Source organism: Actinomyces sp. ZJ308 (assembly GCF_011752065.1).
GTDB lineage: Bacteria > Actinomycetota > Actinomycetes > Actinomycetales > Actinomycetaceae > Actinomyces.
This window is the reverse complement of record NZ_JAAIJY010000004.1, coordinates 102,580-127,703: the sequence shown is the minus strand read 5'-3', so window position 1 is coordinate 127,703 and position 25,124 is coordinate 102,580. Positions and strand designations below refer to the sequence as shown.

At 71.2% G+C, this 25,124-nt stretch carries 18 protein-coding genes and 1 pseudogene; 9 read left to right on the top strand and 10 right to left on the bottom strand.

Annotated features, from left to right (window positions below; all coding sequences use genetic code 11):
* Positions 1 to 11: 11 nt before the first annotated feature.
* Complete coding sequence (locus tag HCR68_RS03425; RefSeq protein WP_167146184.1) at positions 12 to 2,342, bottom strand: FtsX-like permease family protein; 2,331 nt, start codon at positions 2,340 to 2,342, stop codon at positions 12 to 14.
* Positions 2,343 to 2,671: 329 nt separating this feature from the next.
* Between HCR68_RS03425 and HCR68_RS03420 the strand changes: the two genes are divergently transcribed.
* Both HCR68_RS03420 and rpsO read left to right on the top strand, forming a co-directional pair.
* The gene (locus HCR68_RS03420; protein WP_167146182.1) at positions 2,672 to 3,697 is read left to right on the top strand and encodes a bifunctional riboflavin kinase/FAD synthetase; all 1,026 of its coding nucleotides are present in this window, start codon (positions 2,672 to 2,674) and stop codon (positions 3,695 to 3,697) included.
* Between the two features lie 244 nt (positions 3,698 to 3,941).
* Complete coding sequence (rpsO, locus tag HCR68_RS03415; RefSeq protein WP_167146181.1) at positions 3,942 to 4,211, top strand: 30S ribosomal protein S15; 270 nt, start codon at positions 3,942 to 3,944, stop codon at positions 4,209 to 4,211.
* A 93-nt stretch (positions 4,212 to 4,304) separates the two neighbouring features.
* Here the strand turns inward: rpsO and fucO are convergent, their stop codons facing one another.
* Entirely contained in the window at positions 4,305 to 5,456 is a 1,152-nt protein-coding gene (gene fucO / locus HCR68_RS03410) for a lactaldehyde reductase (RefSeq protein ID WP_167146179.1), read from the bottom strand.
* 429 nt (positions 5,457 to 5,885) lie between these two features.
* On the opposite strand from fucO, the gene HCR68_RS03405 reads away from it, so the two are divergent.
* Both HCR68_RS03405 and HCR68_RS03400 read left to right on the top strand, forming a co-directional pair.
* The gene (locus HCR68_RS03405) at positions 5,886 to 8,258 is read left to right on the top strand and encodes a polyribonucleotide nucleotidyltransferase (RefSeq protein WP_167146177.1); all 2,373 of its coding nucleotides are present in this window, start codon (positions 5,886 to 5,888) and stop codon (positions 8,256 to 8,258) included.
* A 204-nt stretch (positions 8,259 to 8,462) separates the two neighbouring features.
* Entirely contained in the window at positions 8,463 to 9,857 is a 1,395-nt protein-coding gene (locus HCR68_RS03400; protein ID WP_167146348.1) for a pitrilysin family protein, read from the top strand.
* 122 nt (positions 9,858 to 9,979) lie between these two features.
* On the opposite strand, the gene HCR68_RS03395 is transcribed toward HCR68_RS03400, so the two are convergent.
* The 3 genes and pseudogenes from HCR68_RS03395 to HCR68_RS03385 form a co-directional block, all read right to left on the bottom strand.
* Positions 9,980 to 10,363, bottom strand: a complete 384-nt coding sequence (locus HCR68_RS03395) for a hypothetical protein (RefSeq protein WP_167146175.1) — start codon at positions 10,361 to 10,363, stop codon at positions 9,980 to 9,982.
* 103 nt (positions 10,364 to 10,466) lie between these two features.
* Positions 10,467 to 10,619: pseudogene (locus tag HCR68_RS14135) on the bottom strand (ATP-binding cassette domain-containing protein); the annotation flags it as partial.
* Positions 10,620 to 11,039: 420 nt separating this feature from the next.
* Positions 11,040 to 11,948 carry an oxidoreductase gene (locus tag HCR68_RS03385; RefSeq protein WP_167146173.1) on the bottom strand — a complete coding sequence of 303 codons (909 nt, stop codon included), beginning with the start codon at positions 11,946 to 11,948 and terminating at the stop codon, positions 11,040 to 11,042.
* Positions 11,949 to 12,078: 130 nt separating this feature from the next.
* Between HCR68_RS03385 and HCR68_RS03380 the strand changes: the two genes are divergently transcribed.
* Entirely contained in the window at positions 12,079 to 12,723 is a 645-nt protein-coding gene (locus tag HCR68_RS03380; RefSeq protein ID WP_167146345.1) for a TetR/AcrR family transcriptional regulator, read from the top strand.
* 17 nt (positions 12,724 to 12,740) lie between these two features.
* Positions 12,741 to 13,493, top strand: coding sequence for a 4-hydroxy-tetrahydrodipicolinate reductase (gene dapB / locus HCR68_RS03375; RefSeq protein WP_167146171.1), 753 nt, complete (start codon positions 12,741 to 12,743; stop codon positions 13,491 to 13,493).
* 41 nt (positions 13,494 to 13,534) lie between these two features.
* On the opposite strand, the gene HCR68_RS03370 is transcribed toward dapB, so the two are convergent.
* Positions 13,535 to 14,293 (bottom strand): GNAT family N-acetyltransferase, encoded by a 759-nt coding sequence (locus tag HCR68_RS03370; protein WP_167146169.1) that lies wholly within the window; start codon positions 14,291 to 14,293, stop codon positions 13,535 to 13,537.
* A gap of 322 nt (positions 14,294 to 14,615) precedes the next feature.
* Between HCR68_RS03370 and dapA the strand changes: the two genes are divergently transcribed.
* A complete protein-coding gene (gene dapA / locus HCR68_RS03365) occupies positions 14,616 to 15,512 on the top strand; it encodes a 4-hydroxy-tetrahydrodipicolinate synthase (RefSeq protein WP_167146167.1) in 897 nt (298 codons plus the stop codon).
* A 27-nt stretch (positions 15,513 to 15,539) separates the two neighbouring features.
* Entirely contained in the window at positions 15,540 to 15,986 is a 447-nt protein-coding gene (locus tag HCR68_RS03360; protein WP_208320491.1) for a pyrimidine dimer DNA glycosylase/endonuclease V, read from the top strand.
* 27 nt (positions 15,987 to 16,013) lie between these two features.
* Here the strand turns inward: HCR68_RS03360 and HCR68_RS03355 are convergent, their stop codons facing one another.
* The 3 genes from HCR68_RS03355 to HCR68_RS03345 form a co-directional block, all read right to left on the bottom strand.
* Positions 16,014 to 17,804 (bottom strand): AMP-binding protein, encoded by a 1,791-nt coding sequence (locus tag HCR68_RS03355; protein WP_167146165.1) that lies wholly within the window; start codon positions 17,802 to 17,804, stop codon positions 16,014 to 16,016.
* Positions 17,805 to 17,885: 81 nt separating this feature from the next.
* Positions 17,886 to 19,853, bottom strand: coding sequence for an AMP-binding protein (locus tag HCR68_RS03350; RefSeq protein ID WP_243858910.1), 1,968 nt, complete (start codon positions 19,851 to 19,853; stop codon positions 17,886 to 17,888).
* A gap of 159 nt (positions 19,854 to 20,012) precedes the next feature.
* Positions 20,013 to 22,745, bottom strand: a complete 2,733-nt coding sequence (locus HCR68_RS03345) for an AAA family ATPase (protein ID WP_167146163.1) — start codon at positions 22,743 to 22,745, stop codon at positions 20,013 to 20,015.
* Positions 22,746 to 23,226: 481 nt separating this feature from the next.
* Here HCR68_RS03345 and HCR68_RS03340 point away from each other — a divergent pair, with 481 nt between their 5' ends.
* The gene (locus HCR68_RS03340) at positions 23,227 to 24,165 is read left to right on the top strand and encodes a PAC2 family protein (RefSeq protein ID WP_167146161.1); all 939 of its coding nucleotides are present in this window, start codon (positions 23,227 to 23,229) and stop codon (positions 24,163 to 24,165) included.
* 33 nt (positions 24,166 to 24,198) lie between these two features.
* On the opposite strand, the gene HCR68_RS03335 is transcribed toward HCR68_RS03340, so the two are convergent.
* Positions 24,199 to 25,035, bottom strand: coding sequence for a fused MFS/spermidine synthase (locus HCR68_RS03335; RefSeq protein WP_243858909.1), 837 nt, complete (start codon positions 25,033 to 25,035; stop codon positions 24,199 to 24,201).
* Positions 25,036 to 25,124 lie beyond the last annotated feature (89 nt).

Here is a 25,124-nt window from a genome sequence, read left to right as displayed (position 1 = left end):
CGTCTGTCTCCTTACTCGCCGGTGGTCAAGGTCGTGGACAGGGGCATGGTGCGCAGGCGCCTGAGGCCCAGGGAGACTGCGCCGATGACGGTGGCCAGCAGCGCGCCCGGCAGGACCAGTCCCACCAGCCACAGGTTGGGTAGAAGCTGAAGGTCGGGTGCTCCGCGGGAGGACATGACGGCCCCGATCGCGGAGCCTCCCAACGTGAAGGTGCCCAGGAGCCCCAGGGCGACCCCGATCAGGGCGATGAAGCCGAAACGGGTGAGGTACTGACGGGCGATGGCGCCCCTGGTGCAGCCCAGCGCCAGGAGAACGCCCAGCTGAGGCCTTTCCCTCGACACGATCAGGACGGTGAACAGGACCGTGATGAGGAAGGACAGTCCCAGTGCGATGGTGCAGGCCATCATGGTGATGAGGCGGACCTGTGATCCGGTGGCCCCGAAGAACTGGGAGGCGTACTGGTCCATGGCGATCGCCTGGACTCCCGGGTACTCCTGGTTCAGGTCTTGGGCGAAGGCGTTGGCCTGTTCCGTGGAGTGGGCGTCGGCGTAGATGATCTGCCACAGCGCTGGAGCGCCGTCGTCGAAGGTGGCCTTGGCGGTCAGTCCGTTGTTGGTGATGTCCTGGTAGACGCCCGTCACCGTGAGCTCCTTGTTCCCGTCGGCGGTCTGCACGGTGACCGTGGATCCCTCCTCGGCGCCCGTGGTCTTGGCCTGGCTGTAGGACAGGGAGACCTCGTCGTCCGTGGTGGGACCGCGCCCGGAGATGTACCTGATGGGGAAGGTCTCATGATTCCCGATATCGATGAGCACCGTCTCCCAGCCGCCACTGCTCGTGGACATCTTGTAGCTGCGGCGCAGCACCGTGGTGTGCTCACTGATACGAGGATCGGAGTCGACCGCCTTCTCCACGGTGGCCAGGTCCTGAACCCCGGTGGGCACGTCGATGCGCAGATCCGCCTGACCGGCTCCCAGGTAGGTGGCGACCTGTGGATTGCTCAGCGTTGTGGAGACGTTGGTCGGCAGCACCATGGTGAAGGTGCACAGCGTCAGGACGCCGAGCAGCAGTGCGTTGGAGGGACGCAGCGCCTCACGAGCGCCGAGCCACACCTGGACCGGAAGACGGCGCACGCTCGTGAGCCTCCAGCGCTGGCGACGGGGGCGCAGGGAGGAGCTGGTGCCGCTGCGCAGGGCCTCGATCGCCGAGATGCGCCCGATGCGCCGCAGGGACAGCCACGTGAAGCCGATGATGATCGCGGCCAGAGCCAGCACCGCGACGATGGGAAGCCCCACGCTCCAGACGGTCCTTGGCGGCGTACCCAGGTAGAGCGTCGTCGGGCCCTCCAGCGCTGCGGCCAGGGGCTGGCCGGCCGCGCAGCCGACGGTCGCTCCTACTGCTGACAGGGCCAGGTACTTGATCACGTAGAGGCGGCGTATCCGGCTCTGCGGTGCTCCGATGGCCTTGAGCACGGCGATCTGCGCCAGATCCGTCTCAATGGCCGCCAGTACCGTGTATCGCAGGGCGAGCATGGCGACCACGGCCAGCACGATCGCCACCATCAGGGCCACGGCCACGATGAGCATGACGTTCAAGGAGTTGATGAGCTGGATCATCGAGGCGCTGATGTTGATGCCGTTGCTGGGCAGGCCCGCCTCCTTGTAGCTGTCGATGACGGTTCCGGGGCGGGCGGCGTCTGTCAGGGCGAACTCGATGAGGTACTCGGTGTCGATGGTCTGCTGCTCCAGGGTGGAGAAGTCCTCAGGGCTGACCACCAGGCGCTTGGAGGGGATCATGGCGGCGTTCATCTGGGCGTCCCTTGCGAAGCCCACCACCTTCAGCGTCATCGGCTTGCCGGAGGTGCTCACGGTGACGGTGTCGCCGACGTCGGCGGCCTTGATCACCCGGTAGTGGATCGGCAGGACCACCTCGCCCGGTCCCGGGTCCACGGGGTTGCCGTGATCATCGAGCAGCAGGTCGAGGTGCTTGGGGGAGGTGACGAAGGCGGGCTCGTTGAAGGATCCGCTCTGGTTGACGCCATTGATCGTCAGCTCCTGGCGCGGTGCCTTCAGGGTCTTGATGACCTCGTGGTCGGTGACGTCGCTGCGTGCCTCGGCCCACTGGTCGATGGTCTGGAGGGTGTCGTCGTCGATCTGCCCTGCGTGCATCTGGACCAGGTCCGGCAGCTTGGCCCGCTGCGAGAGCCGGCTCGTCGCCGACAGGCTGTCCACGACCAGTGACGTCCCAGCCGACATCAGCGTGGCGGCCAGGGCGATGAGGGCGGTCAGGGTGGCGGCCACGACGGCGCCGCGCGCCAGGTCGGCTTTGAGCAGTCGCATCAGCATGGCAACGGCCTCCTTGAAGTCTTTGAAGTCTTTCTCTCCGGTGCGTGTTCTGTGTGGCTCTTTCTCATGTCCTGGAATCGGTCCGCAACGCTAACCGACCGTCGGTCGATATCGAGAATAGACTGACGGTCGAGAAGCGTCAAGGCGTGTCGAAGGCCGCCAGGTCGCGTCCGGCGGTACGACCGTGGCAGGGTTGTCCCGCACGAGCCGCCGTCCCGTCCCGTCTGTGCAGGTCGGGAGCGTGCGCCGTGGAACGTGGACAGTAACGTGGACCATGCGGGCGGGAGTGCAGCGCGCCCCGCAGGCAGACGAGAGCAGGGATATCGACAGTGGAGGTCTGGTACGGCGCCGAGCAGGTGCCAGCGAGCTTGAGCGCACCGGGCGGACCGGGCACGGTGGTCACGATGGGCATCTTCGACGGCGTCCACCGTGGGCACCAGGCGGTCCTGGGGCGCGTCGTCGAGCTCTCCGACGAGCTCGCCCGCGACGGTGAGCGGCCCCTGGCCGTGGCGGTCACCTTCGACCCGCACCCCCGCAGCGTCCACCAGCCGGACCTGGACCTGCCCCTCATCACCTCCCTGACCGACCGCCTGGCCTCTCTGGGAGACATTGGTCTGGACGCGGTCCTGGTCATCACCTACACCCTCGACTTCGCCGCCCAGAGCCCCCAGGACTTCGCGCGCACCTGGCTGGAGAATCTGCTCGGAGCCCGGGCGGTCGTCGTCGGGGACGATGTGCGCTTCGGCTGCCACAACTCGGGGGACGCCGCCACCCTGGAGCAGATCGGGCGGGCCGACGGCTTCGCGGTGGAGATCGTCTCCAAGATCCGCTCTCAGCAGGGGCGGCGCTGGTCATCGACCTGGATACGCCAGTGCCTCAAGGAGGGGAACATGGGGCAGGCCCACCAGGTCCTGGGACGTCCCCACCGGCTGCGCGGAGTCGTCGTCAGGGGGCTGCGACGCGGGCGCGAGCTCGGCTTCCCCACCGCCAACCTGGAGGCCGCCACCGCCGGCGTCGTACCGCCCGACGGCGTCTACGCCGGCTGGCTGGTGCGCGGCAGCGGCGCCGACGGGGGCGGACAGCGTCTTCCCGCCGCCATCTCGATCGGCACCAACCCCACCTTCGACGACGTCCCCCAGCGCACGGTCGAGGCCCACGTGCTGGGGCGCGCCGACCTCAACCTCTACGGCGAGGAGGTCGGGATCGAGCTCGTCGAGCGCCTGCGCCCCATGCTCGCCTTCGACGGTCTGGACCCGCTGCTGGCCCAGATGCGCACCGACATCGAGGACACCGCCCGGATCCTGGGCGTCCCGGTCCCCGATCCGATCCGTCCTGAGGACGTCACCGCGCAGTAGCCGCAATATCTGCAGCGGCTGCGGCCACCGTCTCCGGAGCCGGAGCGCCCCGGGCCGGGCTCGTCGTCGGGGGGTGCCATCCACCCCGTTTCCGCCCCGGAGCTGTGCCGGTTCACACAGCGGCCGGCGCGGTCGGCGTGCGGCGACGCTGGTAGGGTTGGCAGGCCGTCGATCGGCCACGGATACCTCATGCCCGGGAGAACCTGCCCCGGCGCTCCGTGCAACGAGACCCGAAGGAGTCCGCATGTCGGTTACCCCCGAGCGCAAGCAAGAGATCATCGCCGAGTACGCCACCCACGAGGGTGACACGGGCTCCCCGGAGGTCCAGGTCGCCATCCTCACCGAGCGCATCTCCAACCTCACCGAGCACTTCAAGGGCCACACCCACGACCACCACTCGCGTCGCGGCCTCTACCTGCTCATCGGTAAGCGCCGCCGCCTCCTGGACTACCTCATGAGGGAGGACATCGAGCGCTACCGTGCCCTCATCGCCCGCCTCGGCATCCGCCGCTGAGCGCGCTGGCGCCCGCGAGCCTTGCGGCCCGGCCCCCGTCATGGGGAGCCGGGCCGCACCGTCTTTCATGCGTCTTCAGCTGTCCCGAGGGGCTCAGAGCAGCGAGGTGTAGATCGCCTTGATGTCCTCGCGGGTCGCGGGACGCGGGTTGCCCGGCGTGCACACGTCGGCGAAGGCGTCATCGGTCAGGGCCTCGACCCCGTCGGCCTCCACCCCGACCTCGGAGATCCGCGTGGGGTTGCCCAGGTCCCGCGTCAGCTGGGCCACGGCCTCCACCGCTGCGGCGCGCGCCTCGTCCAGCGGCATCGTCTGGGCGCCGGCGACACCGAAGGCCTCGGCGATGTCGCGGTACTTCTCCCCGGTGTGCTCGGCGTTGAAGGCCATGACCGGAGCCAGCAGGATCCCGTTGGCCACCCCGTGCGGGGCGTTGTAGCGCCCGCCCAGCGGGTGCGCCATGCCGTGGACCAGGCCGAGCCCGACGTTGGAGTAGGCCATGCCGTTGATGTAGGCGGCCAGGCCCATCTGCTCCACGGCGTCGGCGTCCCCGTCGGCCGCGGCGCGCAGGTTGGCGGCGATCATCTGGATGGAGCGCAGGCACAGGGCGTCGGAGAGCTCCCACGCACCCGGCGTGATGTAGCCCTCGATGGCGTGGGTGAGGGCGTCCAGCCCGGTGGCCACCTTGAGCGAGCGGGGCATGCCGTCCATGAGATCGGGGTCGACGATGGCCAGGACCGGGATGTCGTGGGGGTCGACGCACACGAACTTGCGCTGCTTGGCGGTGTCGGTGATGACGTAGTTGATGGTGGTCTCGCTGGCCGTGCCCGCGGTCGTGGGCACGCCGATGATCGGCACGCCCGGCCTGGTGGTGGGGGACAGGCCCTCCAGGCTCAGGACGTCCTCGAAGTCGGGGTTGGTGGCGATCACCGAGATCGCCTTGCAGGTGTCCTGAGGCGAGCCCCCGCCCAGACCGATGAGCACGTCGGCGCCCGAGGCGCGGAAGGCCGCCAGGCCGGCCTGGACCTTCTCGACCGGCGGGTTGGGGACGACGTCGGAGAAGATCTCCCAGCCGATGCCGGCCTTATCGAGCAGGTCGGTGATGCGGGCGGCGGTGCCGTTGTCGGCCAGCACCGGGTCGGTGACGATGAAGGCCCGGGTCAGGCCCCGGCGGGCGATCTCTGGGGCGATGTTGGCGATCGCGCCCCTGCCGAAGTAGCCGGTCTGGTTGAAGATCATGCGGTAGGTCATCGTTGACGCTCCTGAGAAGAAGGGGTGAGACAGGGTTATTTGTCCTGTCATTGGCGCTACCTTGTCACGCCGGGGCGAACCCGGTCCAGAATCGAAGGTCCCGCGCGTCTCATCTCACGTGGCACTCGGCGGCGCCGATCGGCATGATGAGGCCGCGCACGATAGAATCTGCGCGGCTGCGCCCTCTGCGTGCTCGTGACGGCTCTTCGACGCTCTCCCGGCGTGAGAACCGGTGAGGGGCACGGGGGACCGCAGCCCTGCCTCCGGGAAGAGACCCGGAGAGCTGCCGGCCCCGTCGGTTTTCGGTGGTGGCCTCCGGAACCGCCTCCGCGCCGTGGGATCATGGAGATCCGCGTGCGGGAGGACCGGGCTCCGTGGGCCTCGATCGAAGGCCACGGACCGGCTCGACGATCGCGAGAAAGAGACTTCATGTTCATTGATGACCCCGAGGTCACCGCCGCCGAGGCAGTGATCGACAACGGCTCCTTCGGTAAGCGCGTGGTGCGCTTCGAGACGGGCCGCCTGGCCAAGCAGGCCGCCGGAAGCGCCATGGCCTACCTCGACGGTGAGACGGCCGTCCTGTCCGCGACCACCGTGGGCAAGCACCCCAAGGACCAGTTCGACTTCTTCCCCCTGACCGTGGACGTCGAGGAGCGCCAGTACGCCGCCGGGCGCATCCCCGGCTCCTTCTTCCGTCGCGAGGGCCGCGCCGGCACCGCCGCCATCCTGGCCTGCCGCCTCATCGACCGTCCGCTGCGCCCCTCCTTCGTCAAGGGCCTGCGCAACGAGGTCCAGGTCGTCGAGACCGTCCTGGCCATCCACCCCGACGACGACTACGACGTCCTGGCCATCAACGCCGCCTCGATGTCCACCCAGATCGCCGGCCTGCCCTTCTCCGGGCCCGTGGCCGGCACCCGCCTGGCCCTCATCGACGGGCACTGGGTGGCCTTCCCCCGCTACTCCGAGCAGCAGCGCGCCACCTTCCAGATGGTCGTGGCCGGCCGCGTCCTGGAGGGCGGCGACGTTGCCATCATGATGGTTGAGGCCGGCGCCACCGAGCACGCCTGGGAGCTCATCAACGCCGGGGCCGTGGCCCCCACCGAGGCCGTCGTCGCCGAGGGCCTGGAGGCCGCCAAGCCCCACATCAAGGCCCTGTGCGACGCCCAGCTCGAGGTTGCCCAGCACGCCTCGAAGCCCACCGCCGAGTTCCCCCTCTACCTGGACTACTCCGACGAGCAGTACGACGCCGTCGAGAAGGCCGCCGAGGCCCACGGCCTGGCCGCCGCCATCGCCACCGAGGGCAAGCAGGCCCGCGACCTGGCCACCGACGCCGTGCGCGACGAGGTGCTGGCCGAGCTCGCCGAGTCCTTCCCCACCGAGGAGGACACCAAGGCCCTCAAGGCCGCCTTCCGCTCCGTGACCAAGAAGATCGTGCGCCACCGCACCCTCACCGAGGGCGTGCGCATGGACGGACGCGGCCTGAAGGACATCCGCACCCTGGCCGCCGAGGTCGAGGTCCTGCCCCGCGTCCACGGCTCTGCCATCTTCGAGCGCGGCGAGACCCAGATCCTGGGCGTGACCACCCTCAACATGCTGCGCATGGAACAGCAGGTGGACGACCTCTCCCCGGTCACCCACAAGCGCTACATGCACAACTACAACTTCCCGCCCTTCTCCACCGGTGAGACCGGCCGAGTGGGCGCCCCCAAGCGCCGCGAGATCGGCCACGGCAACCTGGCCGAGCGGGCCCTGGTGCCGGTTCTGCCCGCCCGCGAGGACTTCCCCTACGCGATCCGTCAGGTCTCCGAGGCCCTGGGCTCCAACGGCTCGACCTCCATGGGCTCGGTGTGCGCCTCCACCCTGTCCCTGCTCAACGCCGGTGTCCCGCTGCGCGCCCCCGTGGCCGGTATCGCCATGGGCCTCATGCACGAGGTCATCGACGGCGAGACCAAGTGGGCCACCCTCACCGACATCCTCGGCTCCGAGGACGCCTTCGGGGACATGGACTTCAAGGTCGCCGGAACCCGCGACTTCATCACGGCCCTCCAGCTGGACACCAAGCTCGACGGCCTGCCCTCGGAGGTCCTGGCCGGAGCGCTCGGCCAGGCCCGAGACGCCCGACTGTTCATCCTCGACGTCCTGGCCCAGGCCATCGACGCCCCCGACGAGATGGCCCCCACCGCCCCGCGCGTCCTGGCCGTGCGCATCCCCGTGGACAAGATCGGGGAGGTCATCGGCCCCAAGGGCAAGATGATCAACCAGATCCAGGAGGACACCGGCGCGGACCTGACGGTCGAGGACGACGGCACCGTCTACATCGGCGCCTCCGACGGCCCCTCCGCCGAGGCCGCCCGTGACGCCGTCAACGCCATCGCCAACCCGCAGATGCCCGAGATCGGCGAGCGCTTCGTGGGCACCGTGGTCAAGACCACGACCTTCGGCGCCTTCGTCTCGCTGACCCCCGGCAAGGACGGCCTGCTCCACATCTCCCAGATCCGCCGGCTCGTCGGCGGCAAGCGCGTGGAGAACGTCGAGGACGTCCTGGGCGTGGGTGACAAGGTCCAGGTCGAGCTGGCGGAGATCGATCAGCGCGGCAAGCTGAGCCTGCACGCGGTCCTCACCGACGAGCAGCTCGCCGCCGAGGCCGAGGGTGAGGCGGCCCGCAAGGCCTCGCGCGACGGCGGCTCGCGTCGTGAGCGCGAGAGCCGCGAGAGCAAGGACGGGGAGGGCGAGCAGCCGCGCCGCGAGCGTCGTCCGCGTCGTCGTCGGATGCGCTCCGCCGACTCCTCCGAGGAGGAGTGAGGTCCGCCAGGCGTCGCTAGCCGGCTGACGCACGTCCCGGTGTCCCCGCCCGGTCCGCTGGACCGGGCGGGGACACCGTCGTTCGGAGGCGCGTTCGCTGCGCGCGGCAGGGCGTCGTGGGCTACTGGAACGACAGCGGGCCCCGCTGCCCGTTAGTCTTCGCGGGTGACCAACCCAGACACGCGAACCGGCTCAGCAGGGTCGGTGGCACCCACATCCTCAGCAGACCTCGCTTCGAACCCGGCAGCGGGGGAGACCTTGAGCTCGACCGACTACTCCGAGGTGGAGCTGCGGCGCGGGCGGCCCGGCCGCGACGGCACTGAGCTCACCCTGCACGACGACGGTGCGCTCACCCGCCGCTCCGTCCTGCCCGGAGGGGTACGCGTCATCACCGAGTCCGTGCCGGGCCTGCGCTCGGCCTCGATCGGCATGTGGTTCGGCGTCGGCAGCCGGGACGAGGCGCCCGGCCAGGAGGGCTCCACCCACTTCCTGGAGCACCTGCTGTTCAAGGGCACCGCCACGCGCGACGCCCACGACATCGCCGAGGCCTTCGACATGATCGGTGGCGAGTCCAACGCCGCCACCTCCAAGGAGCACACCTCCTACTACGCCCGCGTGCTCGCCCCCGATGGCATGGAGGCCCTCGACGTGCTCGCCGACATGGTGACCTCCTCGCTCCTGGAGCCCACCGACGTCGAGACCGAGCGCGGCGTCATCGTCTCCGAGCTCGCCGACGCCGCAGACGACCCCGCCGACGTCGCCCAGGAGGCCTTCGCCCGCGCCGCCTTCGGCGAGGACACGCCGCTGGGCCGCCCCATCGGTGGCACCAACGAGACCGTCACCGCCGTACCGCGCGACGCCGTGTGGGAGCACTACAAGCGCACCTACGCCTCCGACACCCTCGTGGTGGCGGCCGCCGGCGCCGTCGACCACGACGAGGTCTGCGAGCGCGTGGCCGCCGACCTGGCCGCGGCCGGCTGGGACGCCTCTGCCGACGCGGTCCCGCGCGAGCGCCGCTTCGAGATCGAGCCCTTCACGGCGCTGGACGTCCATGACATCACCGTTGCGCGCGAGAGCGAGCAGACCCACCTGTACCTGACCTGCCAGGGCATCGCGGTGCGCGATGAACGGCGCTGGGCCATGAGCGTGCTCACCACCATCCTGGGCGGAGGCATGTCCTCGCGCCTGTTCCAGGAGGTGCGCGAAAAGCGGGGCCTGGCCTACACCACCTACGCCTTCGACACCTCCTACGCCGGTTCCGGCGCCTTCGGGCTCTACGCCGGCTGCGCCCCCGGCGACGTCGACGAGGTGAGCACCGTCATGATCGGCGAGTTCGAGAAGCTCGCCGAGCACGGCGTCACCGACCGTGAGATGGCGCGGGCCCGGGGCCAGCTGCGCGGCGCCATGGTGCTCGGCGGGGAGGACTCCCTGGCCCGCATGGGGCGCCTGGGGCGCGCCGAGGTCGTCACCGGGCGCCTGCGCTCCATGGAGGACAACCTGCGCCGTCTGGAGTCCGTGACCCCTGAGGAGGTCCAGGAGATGGCCGCCTGGTTGGTGGACCAGAAGCGCGCCCGCATCCTCGTGGGGCCGGTCGACTGACGTCGGCCGCCATTCGGCCCAGTCACGTGAGGGGCCGACGACGACTGCTGCCCGCAGTACGCCGTCGGCCCCGGTGCCCGTGGTCCGTGCCGCACATGTCAGAGGCCACTACGAGCACACCGTTACCCTCCGCCCAGGGCGATGACGAGCGTTGCTGCTGCCAGCAGGAGGCTGGTCGGTGTCATCGTCCAGCGTTCGGCGGGGCTGCGCGAGATCGCGTTGAGCGCCACGCTCGCGGCGAAGAACGCGAACGCCACCCAGGTCAAGACGATCACCGCTGCACTGTCTCCGGCCGGGAGAATACCCGCACGGCTGAGCAGCAGGGCCGCCAACCCCGCGTACACCAGCACCGACACCGCACTGGCGACGCGGAGCCCACGCGGCAGAACGCGGTGCTTGCCGCCCCACGCGAAACGACCTAAGGGAAGGCCCGACGCGGCGAGGATCTGCCCGACGGCGAGCGCCGCCAGCAGTGCGAGCACGACGATAAGAGCGATCGTGGTCATGTGGTTTCCTTTCATCGAGCCACTGCATTGCGAGGATATGCGCACGGATGCCGAGGATCAAGAACCGCATGAGGTCGCTGAACGGATTCAGCCCCAAGAGCCGGACGCTGCCCTGGGTGGGCCGGCGGAGACCTGCCGGCATCTCCACGGTCGTGGTCTTACCGGCGCCGTTCGTTCCCAGCAGACCGAAGGTCTTCCCCGCGCGGAGCGGGTCGACAGCAGCCCGAGGATTGCGCGCTTCAACTCCATGCCACATAGTCTACTGCACACCTATATGACTATGCACCTATGAGTTCGAAGTCTACGAGCACGCTGGTGCTGCGGTCGTCTGTCCAGGGACGGCCCGCCCGCGGTCTTGAGTCAGGGCGCGCGAGGATTGGAGTTGGCGGTGACGTTCCTCGACAGCGCGGTCGGTGGCATTGCGCTGCGTCTGCTCGATGGCACGGGACTGCTTGATGCGTCGAAGTGCCTCGGTGGGGGTGAGTGCGCGTAACGCCTCGATTTCGGCGTGGGCTCGGTTTGCTGTGCGGGTCGCGTCCTCAACGTTCCGATGCGGGCGGGCGTCGAGGTAGGCGGCCTGGTTCTTCGTCACCGCATCCGTGCCGAAGATGCGGGCATACGTGCGCAGGCGCGGCAGGCCGTCGGCCCCGGTGCCCGCGGTCCGTGCCGACCTCGATCAGCGCAGCATCCCGAAGGCGGCGCCGATGAGGTGGTCGAAGGTGCGGTCGGGCAGGACACGACGCGCGGCGATGAGCGGCTTGGCCATGAAGCCCACCGCGTAGTGGGTCCGCGGGTGGCGGGCGGTGACGATCTTGCCGACGGTGCGGGCGATGACCTCGGGAGGGGAGTAGCGCCGCTGGTTGGACTCGCTGCGCATGGCTCCGGCCACGGCCTTGATCTGGTCGGCGTAGGCGCTGCCCTCGGCGGTGGCCTCCAGGTGGTCGGCGGCGATCGAGGCCCACTCGGTGCGGATCCCGCCGGGCTCGACCACGACGACGTCGATCCCGAAGGGCCGCAGTTCCATGCGCAGCGCGTCACTGAGGGACTCGACGGCGTACTTGGTGGCGTGGTACCAGCCGCCCAGCGGCGTGGTCAGCTTTCCGCCCATGGAGGAGATGTTGATGATGGTGCCCGATCCCTGGGTGCGCATGTGCGGGGTCACCAGCTGGGTCAGGCGGGCCAGGCCGAAGACATTGACCTCGAACTGGCGGCGGGCTTCGTCGATCGGGACGTCCTCGATGGCTCCGTAGGAGCCGTAGCCGGCGTTGTTGACCAGGACGTCGATGCGGCCGGTCTCGGCAAGGATGCGGTCCACGCCGGCGCTCATCGAGGCGTCGTCGGTGACGTCCATGGCCAACGGGCGGATGCCGTCGGCGGCCAGGGCCTGGAGGCGGTCGATGCGGCGGGCCGCGCCGTAGACGGTGTAGCCCAGCGCCTGGAGTCTGCGGGCGGTGTCCTCGCCGATGCCGGAGGAGGCTCCGGTGACGAGCGCGGTGCGGTTCGACGAATACTCTGAGTGCTCCGAGTCTGCCGTGGAGTTCTCGGGAGACGTTGTCGGGGCCTCGGTGGGCGTGGTGGTCGTCATCGTCTGAGGTGTCCTCTCGCTAACCTGAATCTTCGTTCATGTACTATCCTGAACAAAGATTCACCTTTGTGCAACTGAGACCCTCGGCACGGTGTGGGACGAGGCAAGGAGACGGAGGAGCGTGACTCGGATGAAGGATGGCGCCGCCGAGCAAGGGGCGGAACAGCCAGCAGCGACCGGCACGTCGCCGGAGCGCTCGTCGAGGCGCGCCGATGCCGTGCGCAACCGGACCGGCATCCTTGAGGCCGCCATGCGCCTGGTGACCGAGCGTGGGACCGAGGTGGCCATGGGGGAGATCGCCCGGGCGGCCGGTGTCGCTGTCGGCACGCTCTACCGGCACTTCCCCAACAAGGCGGACCTGCTCGCGGCGGTCGTCAACCAGTACGTCGAGGTCCTGGCCGCAGACGCTCAGGAGACGTGGGCGCGGGTTGAGGCCCGCCGGGCCGAGGCCGCGCAGGAGCTCCTGGACTTCCTGGAGCGGGCGCTGGAGATGATCGCGAGGAGTCACTCCGCCAAGGCCGTCGCGCTGGCCCTGGGGGCGCAGATGGAGTACTCCGAGCCGGAGGCCCGAGCCACCGAGGCCCTGGAGCGCCTCATCGAGGCGGGGCGTGAAGAGGGGCGACTGAGACCCGATCTCACCGTCTCCGACCTCTACATCCTCATGGTCTTCTGCCCCGCTGACAGTCCGGTCGAGGTCCGCCGGCGCTGGCTGGAGCTCATCCGTCCCGGTCTGCTGGCGCCGGAGGGCAAGACGTCTCCCGCGGCCGGCGAGTGAGTAGCTAGGGTGGGGCCATGACGATTCGCGTAGCTGTTGTGGGCGCCGCCGGGCGCATGGGATCGACCGTCTGCCAGGCGGTCCAGGACGCCGAGGGTCTCGAGCTCGTGGCCCGACTGGACGTGGGGGACCCCCTCGATGCTGAGCACCTGGCCGGCGCCGACGTCGCCGTCGACTTCACCGTCCCCAGCGTCACCGAGGCCAATGTCCACGCCCTGATCGACGCCGGGGTGGACATCGTCGTCGGCACCACCGGCTGGAACCAGGAGTCCTACGAGCGCGTCCGCGCCCGCCTGGCCCGGCCCGAGGCCGCCGGCCGGGCCGTCCTCATCGCCCCGAACTTCGCCCTGTCCGCCGTGCTGGCCATGAGCCTGGCCGCCAAGGCCGCCCCCTACTTCGAGTCCGCCGAGGTCATCGAGCTCCACCACCCGAACAAGGTCGACGCCCCCTCGGGCACCGCGGTCGCCACCGCCCAGGGCATCGCCGCCGCCCGCGCCGAGGCGGGCCTGGGCGCCATGCCGGACGCCACCCAGACCGACCCGGGCGGCGCCCGCGGGGCCGTCGTCGACGGCGTCCACGTCCACGCCGTGCGCCTGCGGGGGCTGACCGCCCACGAGGAGGTCGTGCTCGGCAATCCCGGCGAGCAGCTGACCATCCGCACCGACTCCTTCGACCGGGCCTCCTTCATGCCCGGGGTGGTCCTCGCCGTCCGACAGGTCTCCAGCCGTCCCGGCCTGACCATCGGCCTGGACGCCCTTCTCGATCTCTGAGGCGGGGGAGTAGGCAGAGCCGATCGGGACTGACTGACGCTCTACAGTGAGGCCGCCCAGCAGTCCTCGGTGATGCCCTCACCGACGCCGAGCACCCGGTGCGCCCCGGTGGGCGCCATGCCGACCGAGGCCAGGAGCCGGCTGACCGACTCGTCCCCGCGCACGGCCCAGGCCACCAGCGCCCTGGCGTCGTCCTGGCGGGCCAGGTCCACGGCGGCGGCCAGGAGCCTGGACCCATGGCCCCGGCGCTGGCTGGCGGGCTCCACGCCCAGGGCCGTGACCTCCACGGCTCGGACGCCGGCCTCATCGACCTGGCCGTCGGCGTCCACGGACTGCGTGGGGGCCAGGCCCAGCAGACCCACCACCGCCCGCTCCTCGGTACTGTCCCCGGCGGTGGTGGCCACCAGGACGTGGTGCCGGGGCGAGGGCGGTTCGGCCACGGCCGCCTCCCAGCCGGCCGCGATGACCGGGGCGGCGATCATGGCCCGCACTCCCTCGGGCAGGGCCGAGCCGTGCTCAGCGGCGTGCCCGGTCTGCAGGGAGGCGAGCATCGTGGCGGCCTGAACCCGGCCGATCGCCTTCAGGTCCTCCGTCCGGGCCGGACGTACGAAGCCAGCCGGGCCCTGGGCGCCGCCATGGGGGTGCTCGCTATCGTCATGCTCGTTGTGGTCCGCACGGGCGTGCCGGTGCGGCGTTCGCGCGTCCAGGTCCGGGCCAAGTCCGGCCAGCGGGCCGGCCCCCAGGAAGGAGTCGTCCGGGCTTGCGGAAGGTGAGGGGCTTGCGGGGGTCGAGGAGTCCATGACTCGAGCCTAGGACCGTTGCGCATATCGGTGTCGGAGGCCCGGGTGCCGTGGGTACAAGATCTGGAGAGGGCTCGGTGGCAAGGCATATGGCGGGAAAGTGTCCGTACGGGACGACTTTGGCTGGCCGTCTCACGGGGGCGGATTGCGTTTGTGCAGGTCAGAGAGTTCCCGTCCCGGCACTGGTAGGGGACGGAGGCTTCAAAGTCGTCCCATACGGACAAATCGGCTCGTATCGGCTCGTAGGCGGACCGCTCCTGGCCTATCCGACAGATCGTGAGAACGCGTCTTCCGCCGCTCCCGTGGGCGTTAGGGTGGCACCATGAGCGCAGCCCCTTCTCGCAGCTTCGGTTCCGTCGGCGTCGCCATGGTCACGCCCTTCACGCCCGACGGGGAGGTCGACTTCGACGCCGCCCGTGCCCTGGCGGTCAGCCTCGTCGACGACGGCGCCGACATGATCCTCCTGTCGGGCACCACTGGAGAGTCCCCGACCACCCACACCCCCGAGAAGCAGGAGCTGATCCGTCAGGTCAAGGACGCCCTGGCCGGACGCGCCATGGTCATGGCCGGCGCCGGTTCCAACGACACGGCCCACGCGGTGCGCATCGGCCAGGCCTCCCAGGAGGCCGGTGCCGAGGGCCTGCTCATCAACGCCCCCTACTACAACCGCCCCAGCCAGGAGGGCGTCTACCAGCACATCAACGCCGTCGTCGAGGCCACCGACCTGCCCGTCATGATCTACGACATCCCCGGGCGCACCGGCGTGCGGATCACCGAGGCCACCCTGGCCCGCCTGGCCGGCAACCCCCGGGTCAAGGCCGTCAAGGACGCCACCGGGGACGTCGAGCAGGGCTTCAGGCGCATGGAGTCCACGGGCCTGGAGTACTACTCCGGTGACGACGGCCTCAACTTCGCCTGGCTCGCCCACGGCGCCTCCGGAGTCATCTCCGTGGCCGCCCACGCCGACGCCCACTCCTGGCGGGACATGATCGCCGCCGTCGACGCCGGTGACCTGGCCAGTGCCCGCGCCCTGGCCCGGACGCTGCGTCCCCTGGTCCACGCCATCATGGGCGGCGGTCAGGGCGCCGTCATGGCCAAGGAGGCCCTGCACCTGCAGGGGCGCCTGCCCAGCCCCACCCTGCGCCTGCCCCTCGTGCGCGCCGAGGCCGACGAGGTCGCCGCGCTGCGCGAGGTCCTGGCCGCCTCCGGGCTCCTGTAGGCCTGTAAGACGGCAGGGACCGCAGTCATGCGCATGTGGTCGCTTCACCCCTCCCACCTGGACCGTGCGGGGCTGGTAGCCTGCTGGAGAGAGTCGCTGCTGGCCCAGGCGGTCCTGGCCGGGCGCACCCGCGGCTACCGCAACCACCCCCAGCTCGAGCGCTTCCGCGGAGTATCCGCCCCGACGACGCCGGCTGCTGCGGTGGGCGCCTACCTGTGGGGGCTGCGTGAGGAGGCCGTCCGGCGCGGCTACCGCTTCGACGCCTCCCGCATCGACGTGCCGGAGGCTGGCTGCTCCGGCGTCGTCCTGACGGTGACCGAGGGGCAGATGGACTTGGAGCGCAGGCACCTCGAGGCCAAGCTGGCCGTGCGCGCCCCGGATCTCCTGCCTCTGCCGGACCGTCTCAAGGCGCACCCGATCCTCCGGGTGATCCCCGGCGAGATCGAGCCCTGGGAGCGTGCGCTCACCCCGTAGCGCCGGCGAGGAACGGCTGGGGGCGAATCAGCCGCCTGCAGCGAGCACCCGCTCGCGCACGACGCGGCGCAGGACCTTGCCGATCTGGGAACGGGGCATCTCCTCGATGATCTCCAAGCGGCGGGGCAGCGCGTAGCGCGGAACCGTCCGCTCGGCGTGCTCGCGAACCGCCTCCAGGGTCACTGAAGCGGCAGCGGCCCCGTCGGCCAGGACGACGGCGGCGCACACGAGCTCGCCCCTGGCGCCGTCGGGCAGCCCCACGACGGCGACGTCGGCCACGCCCTCCAAGGAGCGGATCGCCGCCTCGACCTGACTGGGGTAGACGTTGAAGCCGCCGGTCAGGATGAGCTCGCGCTTGCGGTCGGCCATCCACAGGAAGGAGTCCTCGCGGCGCACGATGTCACCCGTGCGCAGCCAGCCGTCCGGCAGGATCGCGGCCCGGGTGGCCTCCTCGTCCTCCCAGTAGCCGGCGAAGACCTGGGGGCCGCGCACTAGCAGCTCGCCCGGCTCGCCGTCGGGAACCTCCCGGGCCGGGTCCGGGTCCTCGGGGTCGACGATGCGCACATCCGTGGAGGGGAACGGCAGGCCCAGGGCGCCGAGCCGCCGTGAGGGTCCCATGGGCGTGCCCGCGACGATCGGGCTCGTCTCGGTCATGCCGTAACCCTCGACGAAGTAGCCGCCGGTCGCCTTCTCCCAGCGGGCACCGACCTCCGGAGGCATCGGGGCGGCCCCGCACACCCCGTAGCGCAGGGTGCGCAGGCTCGTGCCCCTTCTCTGGGCGCCCTCGAGGATCCGCTCGAACATGACCGGCACCCCGACGAAGAAGGTGAAGGGGCGCCGCTCGTGCGCCTCGAGCACCTGGTCCACCGAGAACCTGGGCAGCATCACCTGGGTGGCGGCCTTCTGCACCGCGCAGAACAGGTTGAAGGTCAGCCCGAAGGCGTGGAAGAAGGGCAGCAGGCACAGGAAGTTCTCCCCGCCCTCGTGCAGCATCGGCACCCAGGCGATGGCCTGGTTGGCATTGGCCCGAAGGTTCTGGTGGGTGAGCATCGCCGCCTTGGGGGTACCGGTCGTCCCGCCGGTGTGCAGCAGGACCGCGACGTCCGAGCCCGCCGGGTAGGGGAAGCGCGAGGGGATCCGGTGGGCGCCGGCCACCTCCCTGTCCCAGGAGCGCACGCCGCCTGGCAGGCTGCCTGCCCGGAAGGCCGCCCTCTGGCGGCGGGCCCGCTCCACCGGCAGACGCAGCGCGGCGCGTAGGCGCACCGGCATCGCGGCCGAGAGGTCCACGGTGAAGACCGTGCGGCCCCCGAGCCGGTCCCCGCAGGCCGCCTGGGTCGCAGAACCCTCAGGATCCCCAGGATCGCAGACGAGATCGACGCCCTTCTCCCACACGATGACGACCTGAGCGCCATGCGCGTCCAGCTGGGAGCGGATCTCCTCGGCGGGGGCCAGCGGGTTGTGCTCGGCCACGATCGCCCCGACGCGCAGGGCCCCGTAGAGCGCGACGGCGTGCTGCGGGCAGTTCGGCATGATGAGGGCCACCCGGTCGCCCTTGTGCACGCCCGAGGTGCGCAGTACCTGCGCCGCGCGCTCGGAGGCCTCGAGCAGCTCGCGGTAGGTCATCGCGGCGCCCAGGAAGTCGATGGCGACCCGGTCGGGGTAGAAGCGCGCTGCCGTCTCCAGCAGCTCGCTCAGGGGCGCGTCGGGCACCTCGACCGCCGCGGGGATCCCCGGCTGGTAGTGAGGGCGCAGGTAGCGGTGGTAGTCCTCGGTGGCCTGCTGCGGCCGGGCGCCGGCGTCGATGGTGCTGTTGCTCATGTCTGTGGGGTCGGGTGGGCGGTCTCGGTGTGCGGGAGTGAGGGATGTCAGTGGTGCGCAGGGTGCGCGGGGGCGGTGAGCTCAGTGGGGGGCATGGCCGTTCTCTCTGCCGTGCCTGGCGTCGTTCCTAGTGCCGTCCCTACCGTCATGTCTGCTGTCATCCTTGCCGTCGTCCCTGCGCTCGCTCCTGCCGGGGAAGTGCTCGACGATGGAAACGGCTGCCGCCGTCGCGGCACCGGAGGCCGCCTCCCGGGCCGCCAGGAGCTCCTCGCGCACCACGCGGCGCAGGACCTTGCCGATCTGGGATCGGGGCATCTCGGAAAGGATCGCGATCTGACGCGGCAGGGCGTAGTTGGACAGGGTCTTGGCCGCCCACTCGCGCACCTGCTCCAGGGTGACGGTCTGGCCCTCCTTGGGCAGGATCGCGGCGACGACGGACTCGTTGCCGGCCTCGGCCGGCAGCCCGACGACGGCGACCTCCTCCACCTGCGGCATTGAGCGCACCGCCGCCTCCACCTCCGTGGGGTAGATGTTGAAGCCCCCTGAGATGATGAGCTCCTTGCGGCGGTCGGCGATGACGTAGAAGCCGTCCTCCTCCTGGCGCACCAGGTCGCCGGTGCGCAGCCAGCCGCCGGGCAGCAGCACCTCGGCGCTCTCCTCGGGATTGTCCCAGTAGCCGGTGAAGACCTGCGGACCGCGGGCCAGCAGCTCGCCGACCTCGCCGGGAGCCACCTCCCGCTCGACGTCCTCGGGATCCACCAGCCGCACCTGCGTGGAGGGGTAGGGCACCCCCAGGGTGCCGGGGCGGCGCGCCGGCGAGATGGGGTTGCCCAGGATGATGGGGGAGGACTCGGTCATGCCGTAGCCCTCGATGATCGTGCCGCCGGTGGCCTCCTCCCAGGCCTGGGCAACGGCCAGCGGGTTGGGGGCCGCTCCGCACACCGCGATCGTGCAGGAGGACAGGTCGGCGCCCGTGGCCCGGGCCTTGGTCACCAGGCGGTCGAACATGACCGGCACCCCCGGGAAGAAGGTGGCCGGGCGCCGCTTCCAGGCGGCCAGCACCAGGTCCGCCCCGAACTTGGGCAGCACCACCTGGGTGGCGGCCAGCCCCACCGCGCACAGCAGCGACAGGGACATGCCGAAGGCGTGGAAGAAGGGCAGGACGGCGTAGAAGGTCTCCTTGCCCACGCTCGTGGTGCGCGAGGCCCAGGCCAGGGACATCTCGGCGTTGGAGCGCAGGTTCTCATGCGTCAGGCACACCGCCTTGGGCGTGCCCGTGGTCCCGCCGGTGTACAGCAGTGCAGCGGTGTCCGAGACGCCCGGCAGGGGGAAGCCCGTGGCCAGGGGCGTGGCCGACGCCGCCAGGTCGTCCCAGGAACGCACCCCGGCCGGAACCCTCCCGCGCAGCTCGTGGCGCTGGGTGCGGGCCGCGGCCACCGGCAGCCTCAAAGCCAGACGGCTGCGCAGCGGCAGGTGCCGGGACAGGTCCACCGAGTACACGCTCAGGCCCCCCAGGCCCGCCGCCTCCAGGGAGCCGACCGCCGCCACGAGGCGCTCGAGGGTCTTCTCCCAGGCGATGATGACGCGCCCGCGATGGATGTGGAACTGCTCGCGCAGCTGAGCGGCCGGCGCCAGCGGGTTGTGCTCGGCGACGATCGCGCCGATGCGCCAGGCCGCATAGGCCAGGACCACGTGCTGGGGGCAGTTGGGCAGAATGACCCCGACGACGTCCCCGCGCCCGACCCCCAGACCCCGCAGGGCCTCGGCGGCCCGAGCCACCTGGGTCTCCAGCTGGGAGTAGGTGGTGGTGGCGCCCAGGAAGTCCAGGGCGACCCGGTCGGGGAAGTTCCGGGCGGCGTCGCGCAGCATGCAGGACAGGGGCTCGCTCACCGCGGCCACCGTGTCGGGCACCCCGGCCTCCCGGTAGACGGCGTCGAGAACGGCCTCCCGCGAGACGCCCGAGCCGGTCGCCGAGACGACCTCGTCCACCGGACCGGGCTCGCCGGCGTGGCCGTTCCCACTGGGTGGCGACGTGCGTGGAGCGCTCATGGGTCTTCCCCCCTTGTCTGCCGTGAGCCTTCCGCTGACAGGAAGGTCCCGCCCGCCGCAGGTGCCACCGGGCACAACGGCGAGATGTCAGGAGCAACCGTAACCTACGGTGGCGTAACCTGCGTGGTCAGTGCCGCCGACGGCCGTGTGCGATCCCGCTCACCGGGCGCCGGCGGGTGCCTCGAGACCCTGAGGCAGAGGAAGACGGCTGACCACCCGCAGGCGGCGCGTGGGCCGGGTCATCGCCACGTACAGGTCGCCCGCGCTGCGCTCACCGATCTCAGCCGGGTCGACCAGCACGACGACGTCGAACTCCAGCCCCTTGGACAGCATCGGGCTGACCACCAGCAGCCGTGAACGCAGCACGTCCCCGCCCGGCGCCTCCATCGCGGCGTCCAGGACCGGGTCCTGGCGCAGCAGCGCCTCGGTGCGGCGGGGCGAGGGGGAGATGACCGCGATACGCCCGACGCCGGAGCCCACCTCCTGGTCAAGACGGGCCGACTCCTCGCGCACGGCCTCGCGCAGAGCCTGCGCCCAGGCGCCGGAGTCCTCACCCGCCGGGCCCTCCGGCGCGGGCGTGGCCCGCGCGTCCCCGGCGACCTCAGTGACCTCAGTGGCTTCTGAGTTCTCTGCGATGTCGGGGAATGCAGAGGTCTCAGTGATCTCAGTGATTTCGAGGCAGTCGGGCAGGTCGCGTACCGAGCGCACCGGGTAGACCGGCGGATGGCCCAGCTGCGTCACCGTCTCCTCGGCGACCTCCATGATCGTGGCCGGCGTGCGGTAGCAGACGCTGAGCGCCTCCTCGCGCAGCGGGGTCGACCCGCCGCGCGAGCGCCCCGACTGCCTGCCCTGCCGGGAGCGCGAGCGGGCCCGGTGACGGGACTGGGAGCGGGACTGTCCGCCGGGCTCCTGCGCCGACGCCGTCCCCAGGGCGGAGAGCACCTCGCCCCAGCTGTCCGGGGCGTGGGGCCCCGAGTACTGCGCCAGGTCTCCCACCACCGTGAAGGAGCGCACCGGGCAGCGGCGCGCCAGCGCCCGCCAGGCCATGGCACCGAGCTCCTGGGCCTCGTCGACGACGACGTGCCCGTAGGTCCACGTCCGATCCGCACGCGCCCGCTCGGCCAGGGTGAGCGTGGGACCGCCCTGGGAGACCCGGTCGGCGAGCATCTCTGCGCTGACCATCCCGTCCCCCAGGTCCTGGGACTCGATCGCTTGGGCCGCGTAGGCCACCAGGTCCTCACGGCGCCGGGCCTCCAGCCGGGCGCGTCGGGCCTGGGCGTCCTCGCTGGGCCCCAGCAGCTCGGCCAGCTCGTCAATGAGCGGGACGTCCGCCGGGGTGAGAGCGCCTCCCGGCTCCCGGTACAGCAGAGCCCGCTCCTGCTCGCTCAGGGACGGCGCCACCTGCTCCAGGAGGGCCGGCCGGCTCCACAGCCGCTCCAGCAGCCCCTCGGGCGTCGTCGGCATCCAGCACAGGTTGATCTCCCGGCGGGCGTCTCGGGCGGTGCGGATCTCCTCCCGGATCCAGGCGCGCGTGTCCGCGTCCGAGGCGTCCTGGTTCGTGGCCGCCGCGTACTGGTCGGTCAGGCGCTCCAGCAGCCACAGCACGAAGGTCTCCCGGGCCAGGTTGTGGGGCTTGCCGCCCCGGCGGGCCCGGGAGGCCGCCTCGCGCACGTCGCCGGGCTCCAGCCTCAGGCGCGTCCCCTGGACCTCGATCTCGCGCGGGGCCTCGGGGACGCGCTGGAGGCCCCGCACCGCGGACTCCAGGGCCTTGACCCACAGGGCGCGCCCCTTGATCTCGGCGATGCGGGCATCCTCCTGCGCGGTGGCCCGCACGCCCGGCACCAGGTCCCCGATCGTGGTGGATACCACGCCCGTCTCACCCAGGGAGGGCAGCACCTGCTCCACGTAGCGCAGGAAGGTCCGTGACGGCCCCACCAGCAGCACGCCCGAGCGCTCCAGGCGCTCGCGCTCGGAGTAGAACAGGTAGGCCACCCGGTGCAGCGCCACCGCCGTCTTGCCGGTTCCCGGGCCGCCCTGGACCACGAGCACGCCCCGGCCCGAGGAGGTGACGATCCGGTCCTGCTCGGCCTGGATCGTGGCCACGATGTCACCCATCCGGCCGTCGCGGGCCGTGGACATCGCGGCGATGAGGGCGCCCTCTCCCTGCAACTGCCCGGCTGCCACTGCGGCGCCGGACGCTCCCGCCGGGGCGCCGCCCGCCTCCAGGGCGTCCAGGTCGAGGACCTCGTCCTCCACCCCGAGCACCTGGCGGGCCCGGGTGTCGATGTGCCGACGGCGCACCAGCCCCATCGGATGGGAGGCCGTGGCCTGGTAGAAGGCCCGGGCCAGGGGCGCGCGCCAGTCCAGGATCACCTCGCGGTGCTGAGCGTCCTGCAGCCCGATCCGACCCACGTAGTGGCGCCGCCCCCCATCGGTCACCGGGGAGGAGCTGCCCACGCCCCGGCCCGAGCCGGGAGAGGAGGCCGAAGCGGATCCGGAGACGGCTCCTGCGCCGGCTGACCCCGCCGCGTCGTCGGGAGCCCGGCTCATGTCCATCCGCCCGAAGACCAGGCGGTCCTCGACCCCCTCCAGGGAGGAGACCAACGACGAGTAGTGCACGGCGTAGGCGTCCCGCTCCCCGCGCGACTGGTGGGTGCCGCTGACGCCCTGGGCCTCGGTGCGGGCCAGGGAGCGGCGGGCCTGGGCCAGCTGACGGTCCAGCTCGCTGTAGGCGAGGTCGACGACCTCCTGCTCACCGCGCACCTCGCGCTCGCGGACACTGCCCGCATCGCCTCCCGCAACGTCTTTAGCGGCGTCTTCCGCCCGCTGACGTGCCTTCCGCCGGGACTGCGGCGGGCGAGAGGGGATCGTCTGACTCACAAGACCTCGCATCGGTTGGGGTTCTGGCCGGCGGGCTCGTGAGGAGCTCTCGCTGGCGCTGGTTGACGCTGACGGGTACTGGGGTCGGTGATGGCTTCAGTACGGTCGACCCATTATTCTCCTGCTGAGGTCCCGGTGGGGACGCCGAGGGCGAACACGTCGCCCGAACCCGCCACGGACGGGAACATCGACAATCCACAAGGTGTTGGCAGGAGTGCCGAGGACGCTATCCGCTGTTCCCAGGCACTCACCCGGACGAATCCTGATAAAACGCCGAATCTCGTCACCGAGTCGACGTCGCCCGACCAGGACAGGACCGAGTCGGGTACCGAGCCAAGATCATGCCGAGACCGCTGAAACCGCTGAAACCATTGCACGACACCTACACAACCCTTCCCGACACCGTCGGCCGCACCCGCCCCGGCACCGGGGCTGTGGGGACGGGCGGAGGCCCCGGGAGGGCGGACCAGACCAGACAGGAGGAGACGGGCTCGTGAGACCACTGTTCACCATCCAGCACCCCGCGGATCAGCCGATCTCCCCGAGGGTCCTCATCCACTACTTCGAGGGCGCCATGGACGCGGGCAACGCCGGCGCCCTGGCCGTCGACCAGCTGCTCATGACGCTTCCCAGCGAGCGCCTGGCCACCTTCGACATCGACGCCCTCGTGGACTACCGCGCCCGGCGCCCCACGATGACCTTCGTCCACAACACCTACTCCTCGGTCGTCATGCCCGAGCTGGTCCTCGACCTCCTCCACGACGACGACGGCGAGGACCTTCTGCTGCTCCACGGCAGCGAGCCGGACTACCGGTGGGACGAGTTCGTCGGGGCCGTGGCGCACCTGGCCGTGTCCATGGGTGTGAGCCAGGCGGTCGGCATGAGCGGCATCCCCATGGCCGTGCCCCACACGCGCCCGACCTACGTGCACCATCACGGCAGCCAGCCCGACCTGCTGCCCAACCAGCCCGAGCTCTTCGGCCACGTCGAGCTGCCGGGCTCGATGTCGGCCTACCTCGAGCTGCGGCTGGGTGAGCTGGGCCTGGACTCGCGGGGAGTCTCGGCGGCGATCCCGCACTATGTGGCCCGTGACGAGTTCCCGCAGGGCGCCTCGGCGCTGCTGACCGCCGTCGTGCAGGCCACCGGCCTGGCCCTGCCGGTGGGGGACCTGGAGGCCGCCGCCAGCATCAATCGCGCCGAGATCAACGCCGAGGCCGCCCAGCAGCCGGAGGTCAGCGCCGTCGTCTCGGCCCTCGAGGCCCAGTACGACGCCATGGCCCCCAGGATCGCCACCGGCGAGGTGGACACCACCGCGCCCGTCCTCAACCTGCCCAGCGCCGATGAGATCGGTGCTCGACTCGAGGCCTTCCTGGAGGCCAACGACTCCGGGGACCTGGGGCCTCAGGGCTGGAACCCCGGCCGCGGGGGCTGACGGCGAGTCCGACCGGGCTGGGAGCCTGCCGCCTCAGCGGGCCCGGCCGCCCTCGGGACGCGGCAGCGCGGCGTCATCGGCGGGCCAGGTGCGCACCGGCAGCGGCAGGCGGCGCACCGCGCGCTCGATCTCCTCGAGCTCGGGGCCGGTGAAGGGCTCACGGCGGGCCACCAGCACCAGGTTCCCCCGACGTCGGCCGCGCACCGCGGCCGGGTCGGCGACGATCACCAGACCGGAGGAGCCTGCCCCCAGCGCCTCCCTGAGCGCCTCGATCTCGGCCCCGGCCTGGGCCCTGGGCACGGAGGAGGTGTTGACCAGCAGCAGCCCGCCGGGTGCGAGCGCCTCCAGGCACGAGGTCAGGAACTCCCGGCTCCGGCAGGAGGCCGGAACGCTCCCGCCGTTGAACACGTCCCGCACGACGACGTCCCACTGGCCGGGCCGCAGCCCGGAGACCACCTCGGCGGCGTCACCCACCCGGATCCGCAGCCTGGGGGAGCGGGGCAGGTCGAACCAGGCGCGTACCCGGGCCGCCAGGATCTCGTCGATCTCGACGGCGACCTGCTGGGACCCGGGGCGGGTGGTGTCCCACGCCCTGGCCAGGGCGCATCCCGCCCCGCCCAGGTGGAGGGCCCTGACGGGGCCGCCCTCGCCGCGCAGCGCCGTCAGTACCGCATCCATCTGCTGGTGGTACTCGAAGTCCAGGTGGGCCGGGTCTCGCAGGCCCAGGAAGGAGGACTCCGCACCGTCGAGCATGAGGAGGACACCGGTATCGCGCGCCGCCAGCTCGGCCGTGGCGAAGGAGGTTCGCACCGGGCCGGAGGGCAGGCCCGTCAGCGCCGTGGAACCGGAGGCCCTGCGTTTACGTGTCACAGCCCCACGGTAGCCTGAGAGGCACATCAGGGGAGGCGGCCGGTCGTCCCGGTCGTGCCAGTCCTTCTCAGCCGAGGGTCCCGGTCGTC